This is a genomic window from Paenibacillus dendrobii (assembly GCF_009807035.1).
Classification (GTDB): domain Bacteria; phylum Bacillota; class Bacilli; order Paenibacillales; family Paenibacillaceae; genus Paenibacillus_AQ; species Paenibacillus_AQ dendrobii.
Map to the genome: position 1 here is coordinate 187,288 of NZ_WUBI01000002.1, position 18,496 is coordinate 205,783.

General features: G+C 34.4%; 26 protein-coding genes. All 26 read right to left on the reverse strand.

From position 1 onward, the window contains the following. Positions 1–14: 14 nt before the first annotated feature. Positions 15–392, reverse strand: a complete 378-nt coding sequence (locus tag GRF59_RS14525; RefSeq protein ID WP_160498441.1) for a hypothetical protein — start codon at positions 390–392, stop codon at positions 15–17. Between the two features lie 42 nt (positions 393–434). Then, on the reverse strand, positions 435–839 hold the full coding sequence (locus GRF59_RS14530) for a hypothetical protein (protein WP_160498442.1): 405 nt from the start codon (positions 837–839) through the stop codon (positions 435–437). 30 nt (positions 840–869) lie between these two features. After that, positions 870–1,052 (reverse strand): hypothetical protein, encoded by a 183-nt coding sequence (locus GRF59_RS14535; RefSeq protein WP_160498443.1) that lies wholly within the window; start codon positions 1,050–1,052, stop codon positions 870–872. A gap of 36 nt (positions 1,053–1,088) precedes the next feature. Then, the gene (locus GRF59_RS14540; RefSeq protein ID WP_160498444.1) at positions 1,089–1,262 is read right to left on the reverse strand and encodes a hypothetical protein; all 174 of its coding nucleotides are present in this window, start codon (positions 1,260–1,262) and stop codon (positions 1,089–1,091) included. Between the two features lie 341 nt (positions 1,263–1,603). Next, the gene (locus GRF59_RS14545; RefSeq protein WP_237391836.1) at positions 1,604–2,362 is read right to left on the reverse strand and encodes a DNA-methyltransferase; all 759 of its coding nucleotides are present in this window, start codon (positions 2,360–2,362) and stop codon (positions 1,604–1,606) included. Between the two features lie 98 nt (positions 2,363–2,460). Further along, positions 2,461–3,666, reverse strand: coding sequence for a prenyltransferase/squalene oxidase repeat-containing protein (locus GRF59_RS14550; RefSeq protein WP_237391837.1), 1,206 nt, complete (start codon positions 3,664–3,666; stop codon positions 2,461–2,463). A gap of 116 nt (positions 3,667–3,782) precedes the next feature. Further along, positions 3,783–4,511, reverse strand: coding sequence for a DNA-methyltransferase (locus GRF59_RS14555; RefSeq protein ID WP_202128694.1), 729 nt, complete (start codon positions 4,509–4,511; stop codon positions 3,783–3,785). A gap of 397 nt (positions 4,512–4,908) precedes the next feature. Beyond that, positions 4,909–6,495, reverse strand: coding sequence for a single-stranded-DNA-specific exonuclease RecJ (locus tag GRF59_RS14560; protein ID WP_160498446.1), 1,587 nt, complete (start codon positions 6,493–6,495; stop codon positions 4,909–4,911). Positions 6,496–6,571: 76 nt separating this feature from the next. Beyond that, positions 6,572–6,712: a hypothetical protein gene (locus GRF59_RS14565; protein WP_160498447.1), complete on the reverse strand. Its 141-nt coding sequence runs from the start codon at positions 6,710–6,712 to the stop codon at positions 6,572–6,574. A gap of 47 nt (positions 6,713–6,759) precedes the next feature. Further along, positions 6,760–6,981, reverse strand: a complete 222-nt coding sequence (locus GRF59_RS14570; RefSeq protein WP_160498448.1) for a hypothetical protein — start codon at positions 6,979–6,981, stop codon at positions 6,760–6,762. 77 nt (positions 6,982–7,058) lie between these two features. Further along, entirely contained in the window at positions 7,059–7,946 is an 888-nt protein-coding gene (locus GRF59_RS14575; protein ID WP_237391838.1) for an RNA ligase family protein, read from the reverse strand. A 316-nt stretch (positions 7,947–8,262) separates the two neighbouring features. Next, positions 8,263–8,412: a hypothetical protein gene (locus GRF59_RS29420; protein WP_202128695.1), complete on the reverse strand. Its 150-nt coding sequence runs from the start codon at positions 8,410–8,412 to the stop codon at positions 8,263–8,265. Positions 8,413–8,526: 114 nt separating this feature from the next. Then, positions 8,527–8,769 carry a hypothetical protein gene (locus GRF59_RS14580; protein WP_160498449.1) on the reverse strand — a complete coding sequence of 81 codons (243 nt, stop codon included), beginning with the start codon at positions 8,767–8,769 and terminating at the stop codon, positions 8,527–8,529. 104 nt (positions 8,770–8,873) lie between these two features. Next, positions 8,874–9,941 (reverse strand): DNA primase, encoded by a 1,068-nt coding sequence (locus GRF59_RS14585; protein WP_160498450.1) that lies wholly within the window; start codon positions 9,939–9,941, stop codon positions 8,874–8,876. Between the two features lie 15 nt (positions 9,942–9,956). After that, complete coding sequence (locus tag GRF59_RS14590; RefSeq protein WP_160498451.1) at positions 9,957–11,456, reverse strand: replicative DNA helicase; 1,500 nt, start codon at positions 11,454–11,456, stop codon at positions 9,957–9,959. A gap of 10 nt (positions 11,457–11,466) precedes the next feature. Next, the gene (locus tag GRF59_RS14595) at positions 11,467–11,934 is read right to left on the reverse strand and encodes a hypothetical protein (protein ID WP_237391839.1); all 468 of its coding nucleotides are present in this window, start codon (positions 11,932–11,934) and stop codon (positions 11,467–11,469) included. 118 nt (positions 11,935–12,052) lie between these two features. Further along, positions 12,053–12,865: an ATP-dependent DNA ligase gene (locus GRF59_RS14600; protein ID WP_237391840.1), complete on the reverse strand. Its 813-nt coding sequence runs from the start codon at positions 12,863–12,865 to the stop codon at positions 12,053–12,055. A 505-nt stretch (positions 12,866–13,370) separates the two neighbouring features. Beyond that, positions 13,371–13,646, reverse strand: coding sequence for a hypothetical protein (locus GRF59_RS14605; protein WP_160498453.1), 276 nt, complete (start codon positions 13,644–13,646; stop codon positions 13,371–13,373). 36 nt (positions 13,647–13,682) lie between these two features. Next, a complete protein-coding gene (locus tag GRF59_RS14610) occupies positions 13,683–13,976 on the reverse strand; it encodes a hypothetical protein (RefSeq protein ID WP_160498454.1) in 294 nt (97 codons plus the stop codon). Between the two features lie 72 nt (positions 13,977–14,048). Then, entirely contained in the window at positions 14,049–14,816 is a 768-nt protein-coding gene (locus GRF59_RS30300) for a CPBP family intramembrane glutamic endopeptidase (protein WP_423802958.1), read from the reverse strand. Positions 14,817–14,859: 43 nt separating this feature from the next. Then, positions 14,860–15,402: a hypothetical protein gene (locus GRF59_RS14620; protein WP_160498456.1), complete on the reverse strand. Its 543-nt coding sequence runs from the start codon at positions 15,400–15,402 to the stop codon at positions 14,860–14,862. A 51-nt stretch (positions 15,403–15,453) separates the two neighbouring features. After that, entirely contained in the window at positions 15,454–16,383 is a 930-nt protein-coding gene (locus GRF59_RS14625) for a DUF4046 domain-containing protein (RefSeq protein ID WP_160498457.1), read from the reverse strand. A gap of 27 nt (positions 16,384–16,410) precedes the next feature. After that, positions 16,411–16,746 (reverse strand): hypothetical protein, encoded by a 336-nt coding sequence (locus GRF59_RS14630; protein WP_160498458.1) that lies wholly within the window; start codon positions 16,744–16,746, stop codon positions 16,411–16,413. Between the two features lie 433 nt (positions 16,747–17,179). Next, on the reverse strand, positions 17,180–17,386 hold the full coding sequence (locus GRF59_RS14640) for a hypothetical protein (RefSeq protein ID WP_237391841.1): 207 nt from the start codon (positions 17,384–17,386) through the stop codon (positions 17,180–17,182). Between the two features lie 182 nt (positions 17,387–17,568). Further along, complete coding sequence (locus GRF59_RS14645; RefSeq protein WP_160498461.1) at positions 17,569–18,126, reverse strand: hypothetical protein; 558 nt, start codon at positions 18,124–18,126, stop codon at positions 17,569–17,571. A 65-nt stretch (positions 18,127–18,191) separates the two neighbouring features. Continuing rightward, entirely contained in the window at positions 18,192–18,452 is a 261-nt protein-coding gene (locus GRF59_RS14650) for a hypothetical protein (RefSeq protein ID WP_160498462.1), read from the reverse strand. Positions 18,453–18,496: the final 44 nt, after the last annotated feature.

Genomic DNA, 18,496 nt, shown 5'->3' on the forward strand with positions numbered 1-18,496 from the left:
ATAAAATCTCACTTTTATGAATTCTCTTTAATTCCCGCATATTTCTTCAGTTCATCAATCGCAAACTTAATCCCATCTGCATACCAATTGTCAAAAGTTGAATCGCTGTCCTTGTGAAGTTCATAATCTGGCACGATACTTTCGATGAAATCATTTACATAATCAAGAAACCTTTCTTCGACTCGTTCTTCATATTTATCAATAACACTTCTCGCAAAATAATGCGTCTTACTTAACCCTGCTACCTCTTCATATACCTTTGGAACTTGGCTTAACAAAAACGAATAGTCTGCTAACTCACGTTGGATTTGGTCAAGATTTAATGCCCCCCCTTCAGTTACACAATGTTTCCAATCCTCTTCCCAAACTAGTTGATACGGTCTTTGTGCCATAGACTATCCTTCTTTTCTCTTTAAAATATATCTTTCATAAAGTTACTGATTAAAGATTGTATACAGAAAATACATAATAAATACTGTATTGACTGGATGAAGCATTATGGTTAACTTTTCGGTCTTATGTACTTTCCTGTCGTATGTATAAATCCATCCTCTAACTATGTTTATGAAACTAAGTAGAAACTGAAGGACTGCATATGCAAGCAACAAACTGTCTGAGATAAACACTTTCGCAGCAAAAAAGTAGAATGATAAAGGAATTAGACCAATAATCAGTAAAGCAACTCTTACTCCTCCCATTCCTACACCTGATCTATCAATCACATTCATATTTTCGTTCAAATCCGCTTGTTTTTGTTTCTGATTCCTAAAGATAGATTTATAACCATTAAGATTGATTAGAAGCATAATGATACCCATTGAAGCAAAAATAACTGTCATTCAAATTCTCCTTTTTATTGTATATTTAATTTAATATCTTACAATTGGTCGCTTATGTGATTTTTCACTATCCAACGTATATACGCCCTTATAATGCTCAGAGATTGCTTGTTGCTTCATATGCTCATAATAGTCAATCATTTCATTAATCTGTGCTCTTTGTTCGCGCAGCTTCTGCAATTTCTCATTGACTTCTTTTTGAGATAGCAACATTTCCATCTCTCCTTTCTTAATAAAACTTGTAATTTATCAGAACTCTGTGCGTTGTTTTAACTCAACCAAACAACTTGCTAATAGACAATCTTCTGAGTGTCCGTTTGATTCTGGCATATAGCAACTTGGACAACTATAGCGATCATAGTTGGGGCCATCGTAAACACAAAATTCTAGCTGCTCAAGTAAGTTCATCAATTTTTCTTTCATGCTAAAAATCTCCTCATTTCTTGATGAAACAGTTCTTTCATTCTAAATTGGACTGACCTCGAAAATATCTTCTTTTTTGAGGTCATCATAATCACAAAGCGTATTTTTAACCCAGCTCAGGAACTCCTCATCGACTTTATTGAATTCTTTAATTCTAATCTCAATGTAATCTTCTTCATCAATAACTCGATGTATTTCTCCCCTTTTTGAACATATCCTCATACATACATCTCTTGTGCTTTATAGCTTTGATCAAATACCATAGCTGAGTAATCTCCACCATACACATGCAAAAACACCGTTTTGTCCATTTTTTATTCTCCTTTTTTATTAAAATTTAATTATTTGAAGCTTTCTAAAGAGTTGATTCTTTTCCTTGCTACTTCTATGTATTTTGAATCTGTTTCAAATCCAATAAATCTACGATTGTTCTTGAGTGCCGCTACTGCAGTTGTTCCTGAACCTATACAATTATCAAGAACAGTATTTCCTTCATTTGTATATGTTTTGATTAAATACTCGAATAAAGCAACTGGTTTCTGTGTGGGATGATAAGCTTCTTTTTGTTTATCTGTCGCAAACACTTGAACACTTCTTGGATATCGCTCCGTGCTTCCCCCTCCACTAACTCCCGCCTTTGTCTGCCCATAATTCGTTCCATCATGTCTTTTTGTGTAAGAATTCATAGGCTTATGTCCATCTGTTTTCTGAGGATTATAGACTGGTAAATTCTTGTAGAAGACTAAAATATTCTCATGAGATTTCATAGGCATTTTCTTGGCATTTAAGTGACCAGTTGCCAATGTTTTTTCCCAAATCCACTCGTATCTCAACATTGTTAGATTGCTGCATCCCAAAACCTTATCAAAGGGAGTCTGAGCTGTTAAGACAATTGCTCCATTATCTTTGATGATCCTGCTGTATTGCTCCCATAACTTCTCTAGATCGATAACGGTATCCCATTTATTTTGAGTTGTTCCGTAGGGCAAATCACATAGCACCATGTCAATTGATTTGTTTGGAATCAGATTCATTCCTTCTAAGCAATCCATGTGATAAATACGATTTAGCTCAATGTCACGAAGGAGTTCTTTTTTCAAATGATCATCACTTTCATAACGTATATTTATTATTTTTATTTTAAAAAACCTATTTAGAAGCAATAGTTCATAATACTATCACTTCTAAATATTATCTATCATTTCTCTATAGATAGCGCATAATCCGAGACTGATATATTTCCCTCTTTTAAATGAATAACTTTTTGAAGCTTTACAACATATCCGACAAAATTAATATAATTTCCATTATCAAGTTTAAAAGACTTTAACATGTTTCCTATTGTATCTCTTTGCTCTTGTGTCAATTCATCAATAATTAAAATTATTTGGACATTATTATTAAATGCTTTTAATAGAGCATCGTGAAACTCCTGTCCTTCGTACCCCCCTTGCACATCAGGAACCATTTTTTTAACCCACTCGAATATTTTATCGCGTTCGTTTACTTTAATATAGTCTTCAATCTTCTTTGAAAATTCTTTAATGTTCTCACTTCTAATAAGATTGTCAGTGATTACACTAAACGCAGAGGCAAAACGAGTTAATTGTGGAATAATATGCTCTGTGAGTTTATTGAATTTACTTTTCGAAGTTATGTTTCCATAACATTCATATTCAATTAGACTGATTTGAATTGGCTGCTTCATTCCTTCAGTAAATCTCACCATGACTGCATCAGGCTTCGAACTGGTCCCCTTAATTTTGTTGTTAGTGTTGTCTTTATTCGAAGTCTTGAATAGACTGTTTTTACTGATAAGTATGGTGTTATCACGCTTGTAGTCCTCAAATAAGTCATAAAACCATTCTGTAACAATTGACTCGAATCCCCTAATTTCATTACGATCCTTCTCCCCGACGAATTCTTCAACTGACATAGTTCCCACTATATTCATATCGGCTTGATTAGCGAAGGTTATTTGGGTTTCCTGTTCTAGCCTCTTAGAGTTCTCGGGTTTCATTTGTTCTTGATCATCGCCAAAGAAGCTAAAGTTATTTTGACGATGCTTTAAAAACTCTGCCTCAAGCAAGGCAATTGTCTCTGGCTCTTTTATTGAATTCGGATCTCTAAGATAACTAATAGTCCATTTTCTAAAGTCCTGTGCTAATACACTCAGGTCAAAGGGCATACAGAATTCCATCAGTTTTAAACTAAAGGCGTATTTATAAATTTCGGAATTATCCCATGGCTTCCTGTCGGTAGTATCTGCTATTTTAGCGCGCGCGACACAATAAGTAACCTTTTCCAATCGGATCACAAAATAAATTTGATCGTTTATTTGAAATTTAAAATTCTTCTTAAATCCGGCAACCTCATACTTAATACACAATATTAAATTATCCATTGAACTACCACAATGGAGCATCCTTACTGACATTTCTTCACACCTTTGCAAACAGAGTTATATAATCATAATTCGATCATATACTATAATTTCCCTCTATCTGAAAGGTAACACCCCTAGATTGTGTTTAGAATTTTAAAATCATCCTCTTCATTGTATGTGCTTTCTAATCTAATATTGGACACTTCTATGTATTGTGGTACGATTTCAAACCCTAAGTAATCTCTACCTTGTTTCTTTGCGGCTACAGCAGTTGTTCCTGAACCCATAAACCCATCAAATACCAGATCACCAACATCACTATTATTGCGGATGAATATTTCAATTAGCGGAACAGGCTTCTCTGTTGGATGTTGTAGTTTGGTACTCGAAATCTTAGCACAATCAATAACATCGGGAATTCGCTTATCGCGGAACAATGATCTTCCTTTGTGTCCATACAAGATGAATTCATGTTTTGGTGCGTAGGAACCCTTCAAATCACCTGATCCATGATTATTTTTATTCCAGACAATGATATTCTTCAGTTGAAAATACTTTTCAAACTCCTGTTTAAAGAAATCAATATGATGCCAGCTACAGAACATATATACAGCAGTGTTATCTTTATGAATTCTATATAATTGCTCTACATAATCTGAAATCATGTCATTTGCGTTTTTGTCGTTTTCAATATAATCGAACTTTTCCTGTTTCACTCGTCTGTTGCTACGATAATTCATAAGATACGGTGGATCAGTTACAGTAAGATCGATGCTTGCAGCAGGAATTTTCTTCATTGCCATGATGGTATCGTGCTGATAGATACGATTTAGTTCGATGTTGCCCAATAGTTTTTTAGTCAAATTATCAATCCCCTAGTGTTTAATATATTCTCGATAAAAACTCATTTCATTAAGACTATGTATTAGAAAGTTTTACATCCTTTATGGAACTGCTGTCCTTTATATTTGTATCGGGCGATAAACGTCTTCACAATAATCAATTTATTGTTTACTTGCTCTAGGATGAGCACTCCATATTTAGTGACCCATCTTACCTTCCCTTTAACTGGGAGATCTTTGATTTCGCGATATAGGCAGTGCCAATCTATATTACTCTCAGAGCACCTTTGTAGAGCATGTTCGCTGAATTTGATTCTCATATTGTTACCGTTCGGTGGAACGAGTTTCCACTCTGCCTTTCTTACGTTTTAAATTCAGATGATGTTTATTCATTTATAATCCTCCAATGTATGTTTATTTAGTTAGGTACCATATAGTCATCAATGAAAAGTTGATTTGTCTTTACCACTTTGAATTTAGGCTTATACTGCTTCCATACATTAATATTTAAAGATCCAACAGCCTCAATCTCAGCAAACACAGGAACGTTATCGTAATATTCTTTATCTGTCTTAAATTTCATCAGCCGTAGGTCTCCACAATCGATTTTAACTGTATTCTCTGATTTACCCATTAGTTTTTTGTCTGAGACGAATAACCCTTTGATAAGAAACTTTCCTTGCTTAAATCCATTGCCAGTAATCCGGTAAAACTCATTAAGATAATCGATAAATTTCTCGTTGATTTCTCCAATATCAAATTCCAGATCATATAATAGCGAATCATCCGCTTCAAATGATTTGAGTTTGTCGTTCAGTTCCTGTCTTAAGACATCAATATCTGTTTTGAATAATGATAGACCGCCCGCTCCTGGATGACCTCCAGTATGGATTACACTTTTACATTCACCAAGCAAATCCAACATTGAGAACTCATCTAAACCTCTAAAACTTCCTGCATAAGTATCTTCTTCATCGCCAAGTCCTAATACAATAGCTGGCTTATTGAAAGTCTTGGATAGCTCTTGTGCCACCAATCCATTCATCCCTTTCCCCAGCGTTGGATCAAAAATGATTACTACTTTATCAAGAGGATTTACAAAGGGTTTATGTCTTGTCAATGCTTCAGCCTGAACTTCTTTACGGTACTCATTGGCTTTGATTAGCTCTTTCACAAACCCTTTAATTTCAGGACAATGGGTATCACACATCAAGAAATCAATGCCAAGTTTGATATTATCTAACCTTGTAGCAGCTGTTACTGCCGGCGACACTCCAAACAGAAAATCATTTGCGGTTAAGTTGTTGATGTCGGAATTCATTGCTTCGAACAATGCTCTAAGTCCAGCATGTCTGATGTTCTTCAATGAATTTTTAACAAAGTATCGGTTCTCAGGTTCCATCATTGACATTACGTCTGCAGCTAGTGCGAATCCAGCCATATCCATGTATTTATTCGAGTAATATGTATTCATGTAATCATCGAGCACCTGACATACTTTATATACAAGCAATGCTCCACAAGAGCTTTTATTTGGATACTTACAATCTTTCTGTTGAGGATTTACTATAATTGCATAAGGATTATCATTCGTGATTGCGTGATGATCAATTACTAAGCATTCAATTCCATTCTCAGCTAGATACTTCATCTCGTCGACATCGTTACTACTACTATCTACAGCTATGTATAAATCAGTATCCAATGGTATTTGATCAATCACAAATCTGGTTCCGTGCCCTTCGGAGCGTTCAACGTACCGCAGTTCAATGTTATCAGTAAAGTGTCTAAGATATTTATAGAGAATTACAGCTGAGGAAATCCCATCATAATCCACGTCAACAAAAATGATGATTTTTTCGCCATTCTTTATAGCTCTAATAATTTTCTCAACCAGTTGATCGATATTCTTCAATAAATATGGACTATGAACTACATTACTAAGTGGATTTAAGAAGGCATCAATATTTTCGATGCCATTTATCTTGGCAAGCTTTAAATACAAATTATCGTATTCTTCAAACGGAATTTTGGGTATTTTCTTTTTCCAGGCGATGTGTTATACCTCCTTTTTCTGATTTTCATCCTGCTCTTATTTTGAATTTTTCAGGTAGTTTAATATTCTCATAGTTGTTGATTGCTTTCATAAACTTGTATGTAAGATTGGTGTTTTCTCTTCCTGTTTGCTTGTCAATGATTCTGATATTTACGTTTCGCTTCATATCTATCATCTCCTCGATATTTAAATGAAAGAGCAATTTCATAAAGATTAAACTGTTGCATTCTCAAAGATAGTGCCTTTAACTTTATCCAATTCACGAAGTTTTTCCTTAATTAACTGATACATTTCATCTCGCGTCCATGACTCTTGTTTATCTTCTAACAACAAGTGCTCCATAAATAATTGAACTGCAAAACCTGCTGATTCTATCTCGTAATTTCCCCACATTAAGTTTGTTATCTTAGTTGCAATCTGGTCATTGGTTAACACATAACCCTCTCCCCTTCTTGATAAAAGTATGTTTTTATCAACATTTTCCTGCAAAAAACCCTTTGTTTATAATATTTTTAAGCCGCCTCTTTTTCTTGAATGACTGACTTAACAATTGGAGGAAGCGATTTGCCAATTACACGGCGAACTTCTTTTTCTTCATAGTTTTTAATGGCTTCATATTCTTCTTTTACAATATCATCGTAGAGTCGATTCCCAAGTTGCTTAAGAATTGTACCCATATCCTCAATGCCAAATCTCTCATCAAGCACATTTTCATCAACAAGTTTATAAATCATTTTTTCAACCCTAGCTTTTGTAAGAACAGATTTTACGGCTGCTTGTTCCTCAGATGTATAGTTGGGATCTTTCGGAGCTTTCTGTTTTTGTACTTCTCTAAATGAATCGGATACTAGTTTCACAAAAAGTTGTTTTCCATATCTATCTTGATAGTTAATATTCTTTACAACGATACCTTCACCCTCATTCACCCCAAGCTCTGTCTTACCAATGAAAGATTCCAAGTGTTCAAATGATTTATATTCACCCTCATAAAAAACTGGAATAAGATTAAGATTAAGTCTTACACTCTCAAATTTTACGATTGAAAATTTCTCATAATCCTGACTATACTCGTTATAGATATCGAACAGATAAAACTGATTCATGTTGTTACCATAATCAAGTTTGTGTTTTACTAGCCATTCACCAAAATAAATCACACCTTCAAGTAGATTAGTAGCGTCTAGTGTTTGTGTCCATTCATAAAATCCTCTAAGATTATTCTCTGATGAAAGTTGTGTGTTTCTTGAGAAAGCAATAATGTCATTGCCTTCACGCTTAAATGAAGCATTTGCACCATCCAGTTTCTCTTGGATAACAATATGATCGCCTTCATTTAGTACTCCAACGGTCGTTTTATGTCCCAATCTAACAATATCCATATACTTATTCATTTCATTCATTTTATGTATTCCTCCCTATTTATTTTTATTTTTCTGAAACTCTTCTTTTATAATCTCGCAATCTTTTCTGCTGCGTGGAATAGTTTAACCATTTCAGGATCATCAGTAACTTGTTTCGACAATGATACGGGGTTTCTTTTCCAAACAGAATCATGATAAATATCACAGTCGTTTAACACTAGTGGACTTGATTCCCATCCTATCTTACTGGTTAAAAGTTTGATTATTTCGTCTGCGACTTCATCCTTGGTCAATTTAATTTTAAGATCAGAGAAGTTAACTGAAGCCAACCATATCAAATCCTTTCTAATGAAATTCAAATTTTATTTAGACTCAAATCCAGTGATTGTCTAATAGCATCAATAAATTCATTCAGTTCGTTCTGAGTGTCTACGTCATTGGTGTTGTCTGCAATCTTTGCGAGTCTATTCATCAAGGCAGTCAAAAACTCATTATCTGCTTTCATACTTTAATCTCTCCTTTTTTGATAAAATCCAACTTTCATTACGATTAGAGGCCACTTGTAACGTCCAGACTACTGTGAATATGACCTCTATTATAATATTATGTATTACTATTTTTATTTTAAAAGCGTTGTTTTACAAAGCATAAAAATTGAATAATTATTTCTCCCAACATCGTCAATAACAAAAGCTTCGCCATTTGTGAACACATCTCGATCTACGTTATAATTGTGGTGCAGCTCGTATACTCTTCCTTCGGTTACCCCAGAATTGAACAGTACCCTATCAACTCTTATATACTTAGCCTCACTCTCCTTTTCAGTTTCTATAAGATTTTCAATGTGCTGCGGATTAGACAAGTGTCATCAATCCTTTCTTGTTTCATATTATCATTATATTTATTTTATTAAATTCTGTCAATAGATTGTTTCTATTAATTTCATGTTCTGATAAAAACTAGAATTTATTCAGGTTTGAAGGCGTGTTTATCCTTATCCAATAAGTCTTCCCACACATATATTCCCTTGTCAACCGGGGATTGCTTATCCTCAAGCAGATCATTTGTGTCGTACAGATAATAAACCCGTCTCCCCTTCATCTGCCTAATTTGATTCTTCACAAAGCCCTCATCTTTACCCTTATCCCAAGCGAATATATACTCAATCTCTATTCCCAGTTCTTTAAGTATTTTTACCTGTACTGGAGATAGTTTGTCCCCTTCTATCGACACAGAGTTCTTAATACCCCAGGCCCACAGCTTCATACATGATTTTGCACCTTCAAGAATATAAACAGTTTTAGTTTCTCGAATATAGGGAATCGCTCTATGCAAATTAAATAGTTCAATAGCCTTGCTGCAAGAGAATATGTAATTATACTTTTTATGATTTTTTGTTTCTATGTTTGAGCCAGTATATCTTCCTTTTATTCCGATTAATTCACCTTTAGCATTATGTATTGGAATCGTTACTCGATCTGTAAGGATGTGATATCCTATCCCAAACTCTTTTTGAGTTAAAATATCAATGCCTTCGTTGTGCCATTCAAGCCAACCATAAGGCACAAATTCATTTAGTATCTCCTGTGACAAAACAGGATTTTCTGTAATTTCATATTCCCTAGGTCGCTGTTTTTGTATGTCTCTTAGCCACCAGTTCCAATCGGTTTTAGGCTTATCGTCAGCAAGATTTCCAACATTTTCATACCCCAAAGCATTACAAATAAATGTTTTTAGTTGATACAGCTTCGTTTTCACATCATCAAAATTCCTGCAGTCGTAAATAATGAACCCAACTAGACTGTAAATATCTCCACTTATTCCCTCTCCGACAAGTTCAGTATGAAGAGACGGGTTTAAGTAAATTTGTGCTCCTCTTGAATTGCTCGATCCTGGAAGTCTTGCTGTAACCAAATCATCAGTACTACGACCAGACTTTATCTTAATATCTGTGCAGCCTAATTCTTCAAGTAATAATCCAATTGTTCCTTCATTATAAATGCGTTCTTTAAGTTGCTTTAGTGAGTCGGACAAATGACCTCCTCCATTTTAGTAATTATGATCATCGTAGACGGTAGTGAACCCGACTTCATACCAAGTGTTGATCCCAAAGTAAGGCTTTAATACAAGTACTTTTTGTCCCGTTTTATTGTCAGCTCCTCTCCTGTTCTTACTGTAAAATAGCAAATAGTACTGATGCCCTTTCTCTCGTTTCATTGGTTTGTCAATGTAATCACCAGTAAAGTCATCCCACTGGTTAACAAGTAATTCGTGCTTCCCGCCTTCATACTCATCATCCCACATAAATCTACCCAAGATTAATACTGATGCCTCATTCTTAATCTTTTTACCATCGCCTAGCGCATACTCATTCAGAAACCTCATTTTTAGAGCCGTATCGGCAAGCTGAACGTTTACCCATACAGCTAGGTTGAGACCGCCTCCATTGGGACGTGCAAGCTTGTAGACTTCTTTCATGTCTTCAACAAATCGTTCCCATCTTGCCATGCTGGCATCACCTTCAGACGGTTTTCCTGTATCAATAATCATTCTTTTGATTCCACGAGCAGCGTAGTGTTTTACTAGCTTTTTAACGTCTTCCATAATGTAGTTTTCCATAAATACAAAAGTAATTAGTTTCTCATTACCTTCGCATAGATCATATATCCATTGTTTTGCTTTATGTAGTTTAGCTTTATCTTGATCGGAGAAGCCACCCTCATTTAACTTCTGTCTATCCACATATTCTTTTGTTCCCACACCCATTGCAGTAATCATTAACATCTTTTTGAACTCACCGATTGATTGTTCATTTGCAATAACCAGCAATTTTTCTTTGTTTGCAATACAAGACATTATTACCTTATTAACAGTAAAGCTTGTTTTACCTGATCCACCGAATCCTCCATACATATAAACGTGACCATAATCCCAACCAGTTGTTATCTTGGTCATTCGCTTGCTTTCATAAAATGGCAAACCTACTGTTGGATTCTCATCCCAATCGTTTATCTCGTCATCTAAGCCTTCTAAGAGATAATGCTCATCATATTTGTTATCACCATCAATCCCCAATTGAAGTATTTTATCATTCCAATATGTATGTAACTGTTCTTTAGACATCTTCTTGTAGTTGTACTTACCTTCATTAGTTATGACTCGCTCTCCTAGGTATCCAATAAGTCCAACTATAAGATTGTACTTTTTAATTTCGCTATAATAAGCATCCAGATTTTCGTCTTTATCCTTGACCTCAGACGACAATTCATTCATTGTTTGATATCCGCCATATTTGCCATATGCGTTCCCTGTATTAGTTTCATTGACTACCTGGGATACGGAAATATCATCAAAAACCTTGATGCCTTTTTCGCTCAATTTTCTTCCCAGCGAGAAATAAAAACCATAAACAGGATTCAAAAAAGATTTATAGTTGATCTTTTCTTCAGGATAAAAGTTATAGTTATCTGGATTTCTCCAAAACAATCCTGTCAGATAACCCTCTGCCGCAACAACTTCTCTGCTTAATTTTTCTTTCCACTCAGTCATTTAATTCCCCCTAAAGAAACTCGGAAATATCATTATCATTTTCAGATTTAGGCTTATAAATCACTTCATAATTTGTAATCCCTTTAGTATTTTTACTTTCTAATTGTATCTGTTCCAACTGTCTTTGTCTGTTCTTTTTTCTTTCATTTGCTTCATTAAGTTTGTCGATCATAATACTGATCCCGTAGTTAACTGCTTTAACATCATTGCTACCATCAAGTTTATTCTTAATACACCATCTGATACTGTCTTCGGACAATTTATAGGCATCAAGCATCAAATTGAAATCTGGGCCAGTTCGCCATTGTTTAACCTTCTTACCATTCTTCATGACAAACCCAGATCTAAGATCTTTTAATCGAGTTATGTTCCCCTTTGGTAATACGACTAAATCATGCAGTTTAATAATGTACTGATATAGGTCGTCCCACTCTTCATTCTCTTTTTGAGTTGCAGCTTTTGCTTTTAGATGCTCCAAGTGACATGTTTCTTTGTGATAAAACCTCTTGTCTTCATAAACCATAATTTCTTTGTCGCCGTATTGCTCACATACTGGACATTTTACTGGTCTTGGTCTTGTCAGCTAAATCACCTCCTTAAACAACGAATTTATCAAATACGGGCAATCTCAAGAGATTGTTCTTTGTGTATCCTCTATGTTTAACAACACACTTAATAAGTGGTTGGAGATATACAGTATCCTTCGTCTCACCTGCTTTTAGTTGTTGAAATATCTTGTATCCTGCTTTGCGTTCGGTTGGCCCAACTCCCAATTCCATTACGCCTACAATTCGTTCTCCATTTGAAAGCAACCAGCCAAACTCATCCTTTCTGTATCCTGCTATATAAAGCTCGTCCATTTCATACGCTACAACCTTTTGCCACACAGAAGATCTCTTGCCGATTTCATACTTTGAACTTGCTTGTTTTAGGACTACTCCTTCTAACTTCTGCTCCTTAACTAAGTCAAAGTAGTTGATTCCATTGCCATAAATGTATTTAGTCTTTGTATAAAACTGATTATCTGAAAAGGAGGATTCCAAGGCTTCCTTACGCTCAATCAATGGTAATATATTCATATCTTTATGTTCATATTTTATGATGTCGAATGCACAGAATGTAACTTTATGCTTGCTCTTTTTTGACTTGAATCGTTCCATCATCGCCTGAAAGTCAGGCTTACCATCATCCCCAGTAACAATCAATTCTCCATCAAGTATAGTTCCTTTTGGAGTATCTATATTATCGACCAGCTCAGGAAAGTTGGCCGTTATCTCGTTATTATGACGTGTATACAATCTAACCCTATCCATATTGCTAACGATCAACCTAATGCCATCCAATTTCAATTCGGTTATGTAGCTGTCATTATCAAATGGCTTGTTATCTGCAGCGTGTTCCAGCAACATTGGGGATATAAACATCTTCTTCACCTACCTTAAGACAAGTTTATCAAAGGTAGGTACTGCTGTTTAGAGGTAAGTTATGTATGCTTTCTTGATGAAACTGAACTTTCATCTGATTTACGTCCACTTTATGTATTCATCTCTTGGCACTTCGCGTAGCACTACGCATTTTTTTGCAAGTACTTTTTCCTTTTCTTTGATACAAAAATCATCAAATGAAATCTTAACTTCTAACAGAGAACCATTTTTCCAGTAATCCGATCTATCAATTTCTTCTTTTTGATTGAAATATAAATATTCATTTCTTGGTACGGCTTCGCACTATGAGTTTTGAGAGATTTATTTCAACCTCATCGACTAGGTCATGGTTTTCTATGTATTCAGTTAAGTTATCACTGTAGGCTTTTTTAACAACATCGTCTCCAAATAGCTTTTTAACGCACTGATCAATCATATCGTTATTCAACTCCACAACCCCTTTCTTGATCAAAGTAAACTTTTATTTAGTTTATTTTGACGCTTTTAATCCATCGTGGATCTCACGAAGCTCTTTGATGGCAGATTTAATCTTTCGTTTATCTACATCTTCATGATAGTATTTTATGTCACCTAGAAGATGTTCCTTGAGTTGTTCGTCTGTCATTTCAAAAAGCTCTAATCCACTCCATTCATCAGACCAGATTGAGCCAATACATTGACGGTCTTCAGGAGTTGGATATGTAATGTCGCTCATTTCTTCGTCATAATAAAATTCCCAATACTTGTACTTTTTATTGATTTTCATCGTATACCTCCAATTCTTCATAAAAGAAAGATTTCATTAAGTCTTAACTGTGTTAACATTATCTGAACCATTTAAATGCCCGATGATTTCGCCAACAAGCACGATCCTGCCTTGATTATCATAATCAAATTCATATCGAGTTGTGCAATCTGGACATCTTAGATACTCTTCGAGAATGTATTTATCCTCGACAGTTTTTCTAAGTCTCTTTTCAACCCTGTGTCCTTCGTTGCTGATTTTAAATTGTTCACGATAAAAATATTCCTGGGTAAAAACTAGGTCAGAACCACATTCACAATTTGGCTTTTGATACACCTCTACTGCCTCCATATCTTATAAAAAAATTTCGTTTAGTTCTCTCGATATTATTTAAGATTTCTTTGGAGCCGTCAGTTCTCCATGTTACCTCTTAAATAACCGTTTGACTGTTTTTTCTAAATAATAGAAACCGATTATTCCCAAAATCAATAGAGATGCTAATCTCCAAATAAGTATTAAATTCATATTATACAAACTCAAAGAAGTGCTTACATCGAACATAATATGTGTTATGATAACTGTCCATATATTTTTTGTAATAATGAATAACAATCCAAAACATAGTCCTAATATCATTAAAGTTATAGTGATATTATAATCAAACCAGCCCACAGTATAGTTAAAAGTATGTAGCCATCCAAACAAGAACGAGCTTAGAATAACTGCTATAGTCAAGATAACATTTCTCTTTAAGGCTAGACTTGAAAGCATTAGACAAATAACATTAATTGCAGCAAACCTCCAGATCTCTTCACTTCCGGCTAAAAAATCAGAAATTAAATCCAAAAACAACTCATTAGAATTTATTGCTGATGGCAGTTCTTGAGGGTTCTGATCTTTTATAATGTAACTGGTAACGAAGTTAACAATTACATTAAATAGCACAGGAACAGAAAAAGGAATGATTACATAGTTAAATAACTTTTGTTTTGCTGTTGTCTTTCCAATATAAATATGAGCCTTCTGGAATAATACAGAGAAATAAAGACATGTAAAAAAGATACAATAATACACGTTTGAGAAATCTATAAACCGTTCTCTAATGATTATATATATGGGTAGTGACAAAAATATTAGAAGATTGACTATTAAATTCTTGCGGTTCAAGAAAATATCGGTAATAAGATTCATTTTTTTCTCCAATCAGTAAAGATAAGATGAACGTTTCATGTAATCACAGATATTCAATCCTAAGCAGGATTTCTTCTCTACTTAGTTTTAAATGATTAAGAAGTTTCTCGCCATCTTTATTTAACCATCCCTGTTGCCTTGCATCTTCTCTAAGTATTATCTCTTTCGTTAATCTGGACTCTAATGAATTAAGCCAGCACTCTGTGTTTTTGCGTCCCATATTTCCAAGAACATTTTTATCCGCTTCCATCTCATAAGGACTCACTAGGCCTATCTTAACTCTATCTAATCGTCCCTCAGAGGTAAATGGGTGATTATTAATAACATGACCAAGTTCATGATAAAGCGAACACCAGTCCAAAACCAAATTGTTTGAAGTACATAAGAATACTAATCCTTTAGTAGCAAAATCCGGTCTATCCTTTGATGTATAACCCTGATTTTCAAAATTCGTACAGAATGAGTGTCCTCGCTTACTATAATTAATTACTGGAGTTTCTTTGAATAAAAAATAGTCAAATTTAATTTCATTCCCCTCTTCATTAACTATAGAGAATTGCTGATTAAACACCATTTCTTGCACCATTAGACACCTCATAGCTTATAAAATATTTGTTTCATCATGTATCAATTATATCTAGATATTAGACCATGTTTCCCTCCTACAAATTTTAACTATGTTATCAGATGATACCTGATATTTACCTGCTAGAAACTCTATTGCTCCCTTACTTTTGTTATCCTTATAGTATCCTCTAATTTCTCGTACTTCCTTAGGGGAGAGTTTCCTTGTGTGTGCCCTCATTGATGAGAGGTTATTAAGTTCCTCAAATTTCTCATCATAAACAAATTCTAGTAAAGAGGCGCAGTCCCGATTAAACTTCTTTTTAAAAATGTAAGCAAAGCCCGAGTTATCAAACACATCTCTATTGATTTTATTTATTATTTCACTTTTCTTCCATTTGAGGACAGTTTCGAAAAACCAAATTACTCCATCACGTATATCTTGATCAGTCCAATTGTCTATAGTGACCCTTTTGAATTCCCATATTCTAAAATTGTATTCTGGATATATTGTTCTTAAAAAATCATAATAATAATCTGTTTGGTTTTTATCTTTATTCAGTCTTCTGTAAGCAAGTGTAAACCTTTCTAACCCTATTTCCTTTGCTCCTTTTAACAAGTCAGTTCTAGTTATTTTATTGATAGTACAATATGTTCTGGCCCCATCTACGATATTGCCGATACTTTCCCAATAACCGGATGGAACAACCTTCAACTCCCACGGATATACATTCCACTCCGGAAATGTTATAGAAACTGCATAATAAGCATTGGAGGATAAATATCTTTCTAAGGGAGTTGTTAATTTGTATTTGCAGATAAAACTAGTCGTAAGTATATTTAGAAGACTTTCTCTACTCAGTTCTAGATGCTCAACGATTAGATAGCGAAAGCATTTTTTGAAATTATCAATTGCTTCTTTCTCTAAATCCCATGTATAAGGAGGGAACCTCTTCAATTCCCCCAGCAATAATTGTTTGTAGACATCAACTATAGAAAACATATGAAGTATCTCCTTATATCTCACTATTTACTCTGTATCATAACTTATTAAGTCGTTGGGAACCAGTTTAAGAAAACCAGCCGTAGTTTCACACAACGATAATCCATTATCGTATTCATATATCACATGAACTCTGGTGTATCGTTCAAGTTCCTCTATTTTATTATTTAAAAATCCATCCTTATTTAGATTCTTATTTTCATCTAAGTATTTTCCGATTTTTAATTGTTGCTCTCTATAATCAACAAATTTACCTAGCAATTCATCGGCCTTGTTAACACCTAATTCTTTTTCAAGTTTAAAATATAGTTCGTTTTCAATTTCATGATATTTCTTTATGATATTAAAAATAATTTTATCCATATGTATCCCTCTCCTAACATAATAATGAAAGTCATATTTTATAGGGTTATGCTGTTTTTTAATTGCAAAAAACATTCATCGCAAAAGTTAACTTTAGCCTGTGTTCCAACTAAGACTATTACCTCGTCATAGGGAAACTGAAGTCTTTTTTGATCCTCAGTTAACTTCCCCCTTTTGTAAAAATTACAACTTCCCTCTTCTTTTACCGATGATCTGAATAAATCCATATTGCACTCCTTTCTAAATCAAACTCACATTTCATTCTGTATCATATATCCGGTTTATATGATGACACTCTGCACATTCATAATCATTAAACTCGCCTTTCTCATCTTCCCCACTACCAACAATATCAACATACTCATTATCAAAACACTCTTCACATTGAAATCTCATTTCTTTCGCCACCTTGTTTCTTTATAAAAGATTCGTTTTATTTCCACACTTTTTCTCTTATGTTCTCAGCAATTTGATATAGCTCTTCTTCTTCATCTTTATCGTCTCTTTCGAAGTTAATATTGCCGTAATCAAAGTGGATTCTAAGCATCTCTAACTCTTTTTCTGTGAAGTAAATTGTTTTACCTGCCATTATTATTGCCAACCTTCCAGATGTTTTAACATACTGTAATTCGCTCTGCAAAATAAATTCCTATTTGCCCGTCTTCAAACTCTAGAGTAACATTGCCTACATTCTCGTCTAATTCAGTAACTAATCCTTCTTTATGTGCCCAGGTTCCCATTATCGGCCTTGCAGTAACCCCTAGTCCAATTACTCTCCCATTGCAATCCCGCAACTTCAATATTTATCCCCCCATCATCAGCTCAGATTATAATATTCTCGATCAACTCGACATTCGTTATCACAAATTGTCCAGCTTTCTCCAGGCTTAAGCGTTCAATATCACCCTCGTGTATCGTACCAATAAAATCCTCTAGCTGTCGTGATCCTTTCATTCTTTTTAGATCTGTTTGTGCTAATTGTCTAACCAATTCAATATTATTGTAACGATCCTCCTTTGCATCTTTTAGAATTATATCCTTATGACTCATAACCTTATTAATCCTAATTGTTTCAGTCGTACTGTAGTTCTCGTTATTGCTTAATTTGTAATCAATTCTATATACCTGGTTGATTAAAATATCTACTCTATCTTTCATTCTTCTAGTTCTAAAAAAATCGTCATTGGCGTTTACTCTTACAATTTTAAGGTTTTCTGATCTTTTATCCCAGCTAATCCATCCATATCTTTCACTCGTGTCAAAATAACAACTCAGCGCTTCATCAATTGAATCAAATAATATAGCTTCGCTTAGGGCACATTTTATGACAGTGCCTCCGATTGAGCCTCTTTTTATGTATTTTCCATCGAGCACTCTCACTGCATATTTTACTATTATAATCACCTCGCTCTGCATAAAAGGCTAATTTTATGTACCACTACTATTTAAAGAAAATTACTTTTGTGCATCTTACTTGATATCCCTTTTGAGTAAATCAAACTTTCAAAAATCTTAATTGCGATTTCCGGTTCATATGGAGGCTGCTGAACATTGTCAACATAAGTATCACGAAAATCATCATCTTCAACAACACCTAACTCATTGAACCAGTTTTCAATAATATCTTCATGTTTTGATGCCATCTTTCTATACTTGGCTGCTTTTCTTAGTGCATCCCTAATTTCTATTGGAACTTTTGTTTTCATGTATCTTCCCCGCTTTCATCTAAATACTCCTCACAATACATCTG

Excerpts from the sequence above, each read along its gene's own strand:
- GRF59_RS14590 (WP_160498451.1), bottom strand. The coding sequence starts at position 11,456 with ATGACTGAGTGGAAAGAAAAATTAAGCAGAGAAGTTGTTGCGGCAGAG.
- GRF59_RS29420 (WP_202128695.1), bottom strand. The coding sequence starts at position 8,412 with ATGAAAGCAGATAATGAGTTTTTGACTGCCTTGATGAATAGACTCGCA.
- GRF59_RS14550 (WP_237391837.1), bottom strand. The coding sequence starts at position 3,666 with ATGGATAATTTAATATTGTGTATTAAGTATGAGGTTGCCGGATTTAAG.
- GRF59_RS14575 (WP_237391838.1), bottom strand. The coding sequence starts at position 7,946 with ATGAATGAAATGAATAAGTATATGGATATTGTTAGATTGGGACATAAA.
- GRF59_RS14650 (WP_160498462.1), bottom strand. The coding sequence starts at position 18,452 with ATGAAAACAAAAGTTCCAATAGAAATTAGGGATGCACTAAGAAAAGCA.
- GRF59_RS14610 (WP_160498454.1), bottom strand. The coding sequence starts at position 13,976 with ATGGAGGCAGTAGAGGTGTATCAAAAGCCAAATTGTGAATGTGGTTCT.
- GRF59_RS30300 (WP_423802958.1), bottom strand. The coding sequence starts at position 14,816 with ATGAATCTTATTACCGATATTTTCTTGAACCGCAAGAATTTAATAGTC.
- GRF59_RS14530 (WP_160498442.1), bottom strand. The coding sequence starts at position 839 with ATGACAGTTATTTTTGCTTCAATGGGTATCATTATGCTTCTAATCAAT.
- GRF59_RS14625 (WP_160498457.1), bottom strand. The coding sequence starts at position 16,383 with ATGTTTTCTATAGTTGATGTCTACAAACAATTATTGCTGGGGGAATTG.
- GRF59_RS14535 (WP_160498443.1), bottom strand. The coding sequence starts at position 1,052 with ATGTTGCTATCTCAAAAAGAAGTCAATGAGAAATTGCAGAAGCTGCGC.
- GRF59_RS14565 (WP_160498447.1), bottom strand. The coding sequence starts at position 6,712 with ATGAAGCGAAACGTAAATATCAGAATCATTGACAAGCAAACAGGAAGA.
- GRF59_RS14630 (WP_160498458.1), bottom strand. The coding sequence starts at position 16,746 with ATGGATAAAATTATTTTTAATATCATAAAGAAATATCATGAAATTGAA.
- GRF59_RS14525 (WP_160498441.1), bottom strand. The coding sequence starts at position 392 with ATGGCACAAAGACCGTATCAACTAGTTTGGGAAGAGGATTGGAAACAT.
- GRF59_RS14605 (WP_160498453.1), bottom strand. The coding sequence starts at position 13,646 with ATGAAAATCAATAAAAAGTACAAGTATTGGGAATTTTATTATGACGAA.
- GRF59_RS14540 (WP_160498444.1), bottom strand. The coding sequence starts at position 1,262 with ATGAAAGAAAAATTGATGAACTTACTTGAGCAGCTAGAATTTTGTGTT.
- GRF59_RS14620 (WP_160498456.1), bottom strand. The coding sequence starts at position 15,402 with ATGGTGCAAGAAATGGTGTTTAATCAGCAATTCTCTATAGTTAATGAA.
- GRF59_RS14600 (WP_237391840.1), bottom strand. The coding sequence starts at position 12,865 with ATGTTGCTGGAACACGCTGCAGATAACAAGCCATTTGATAATGACAGC.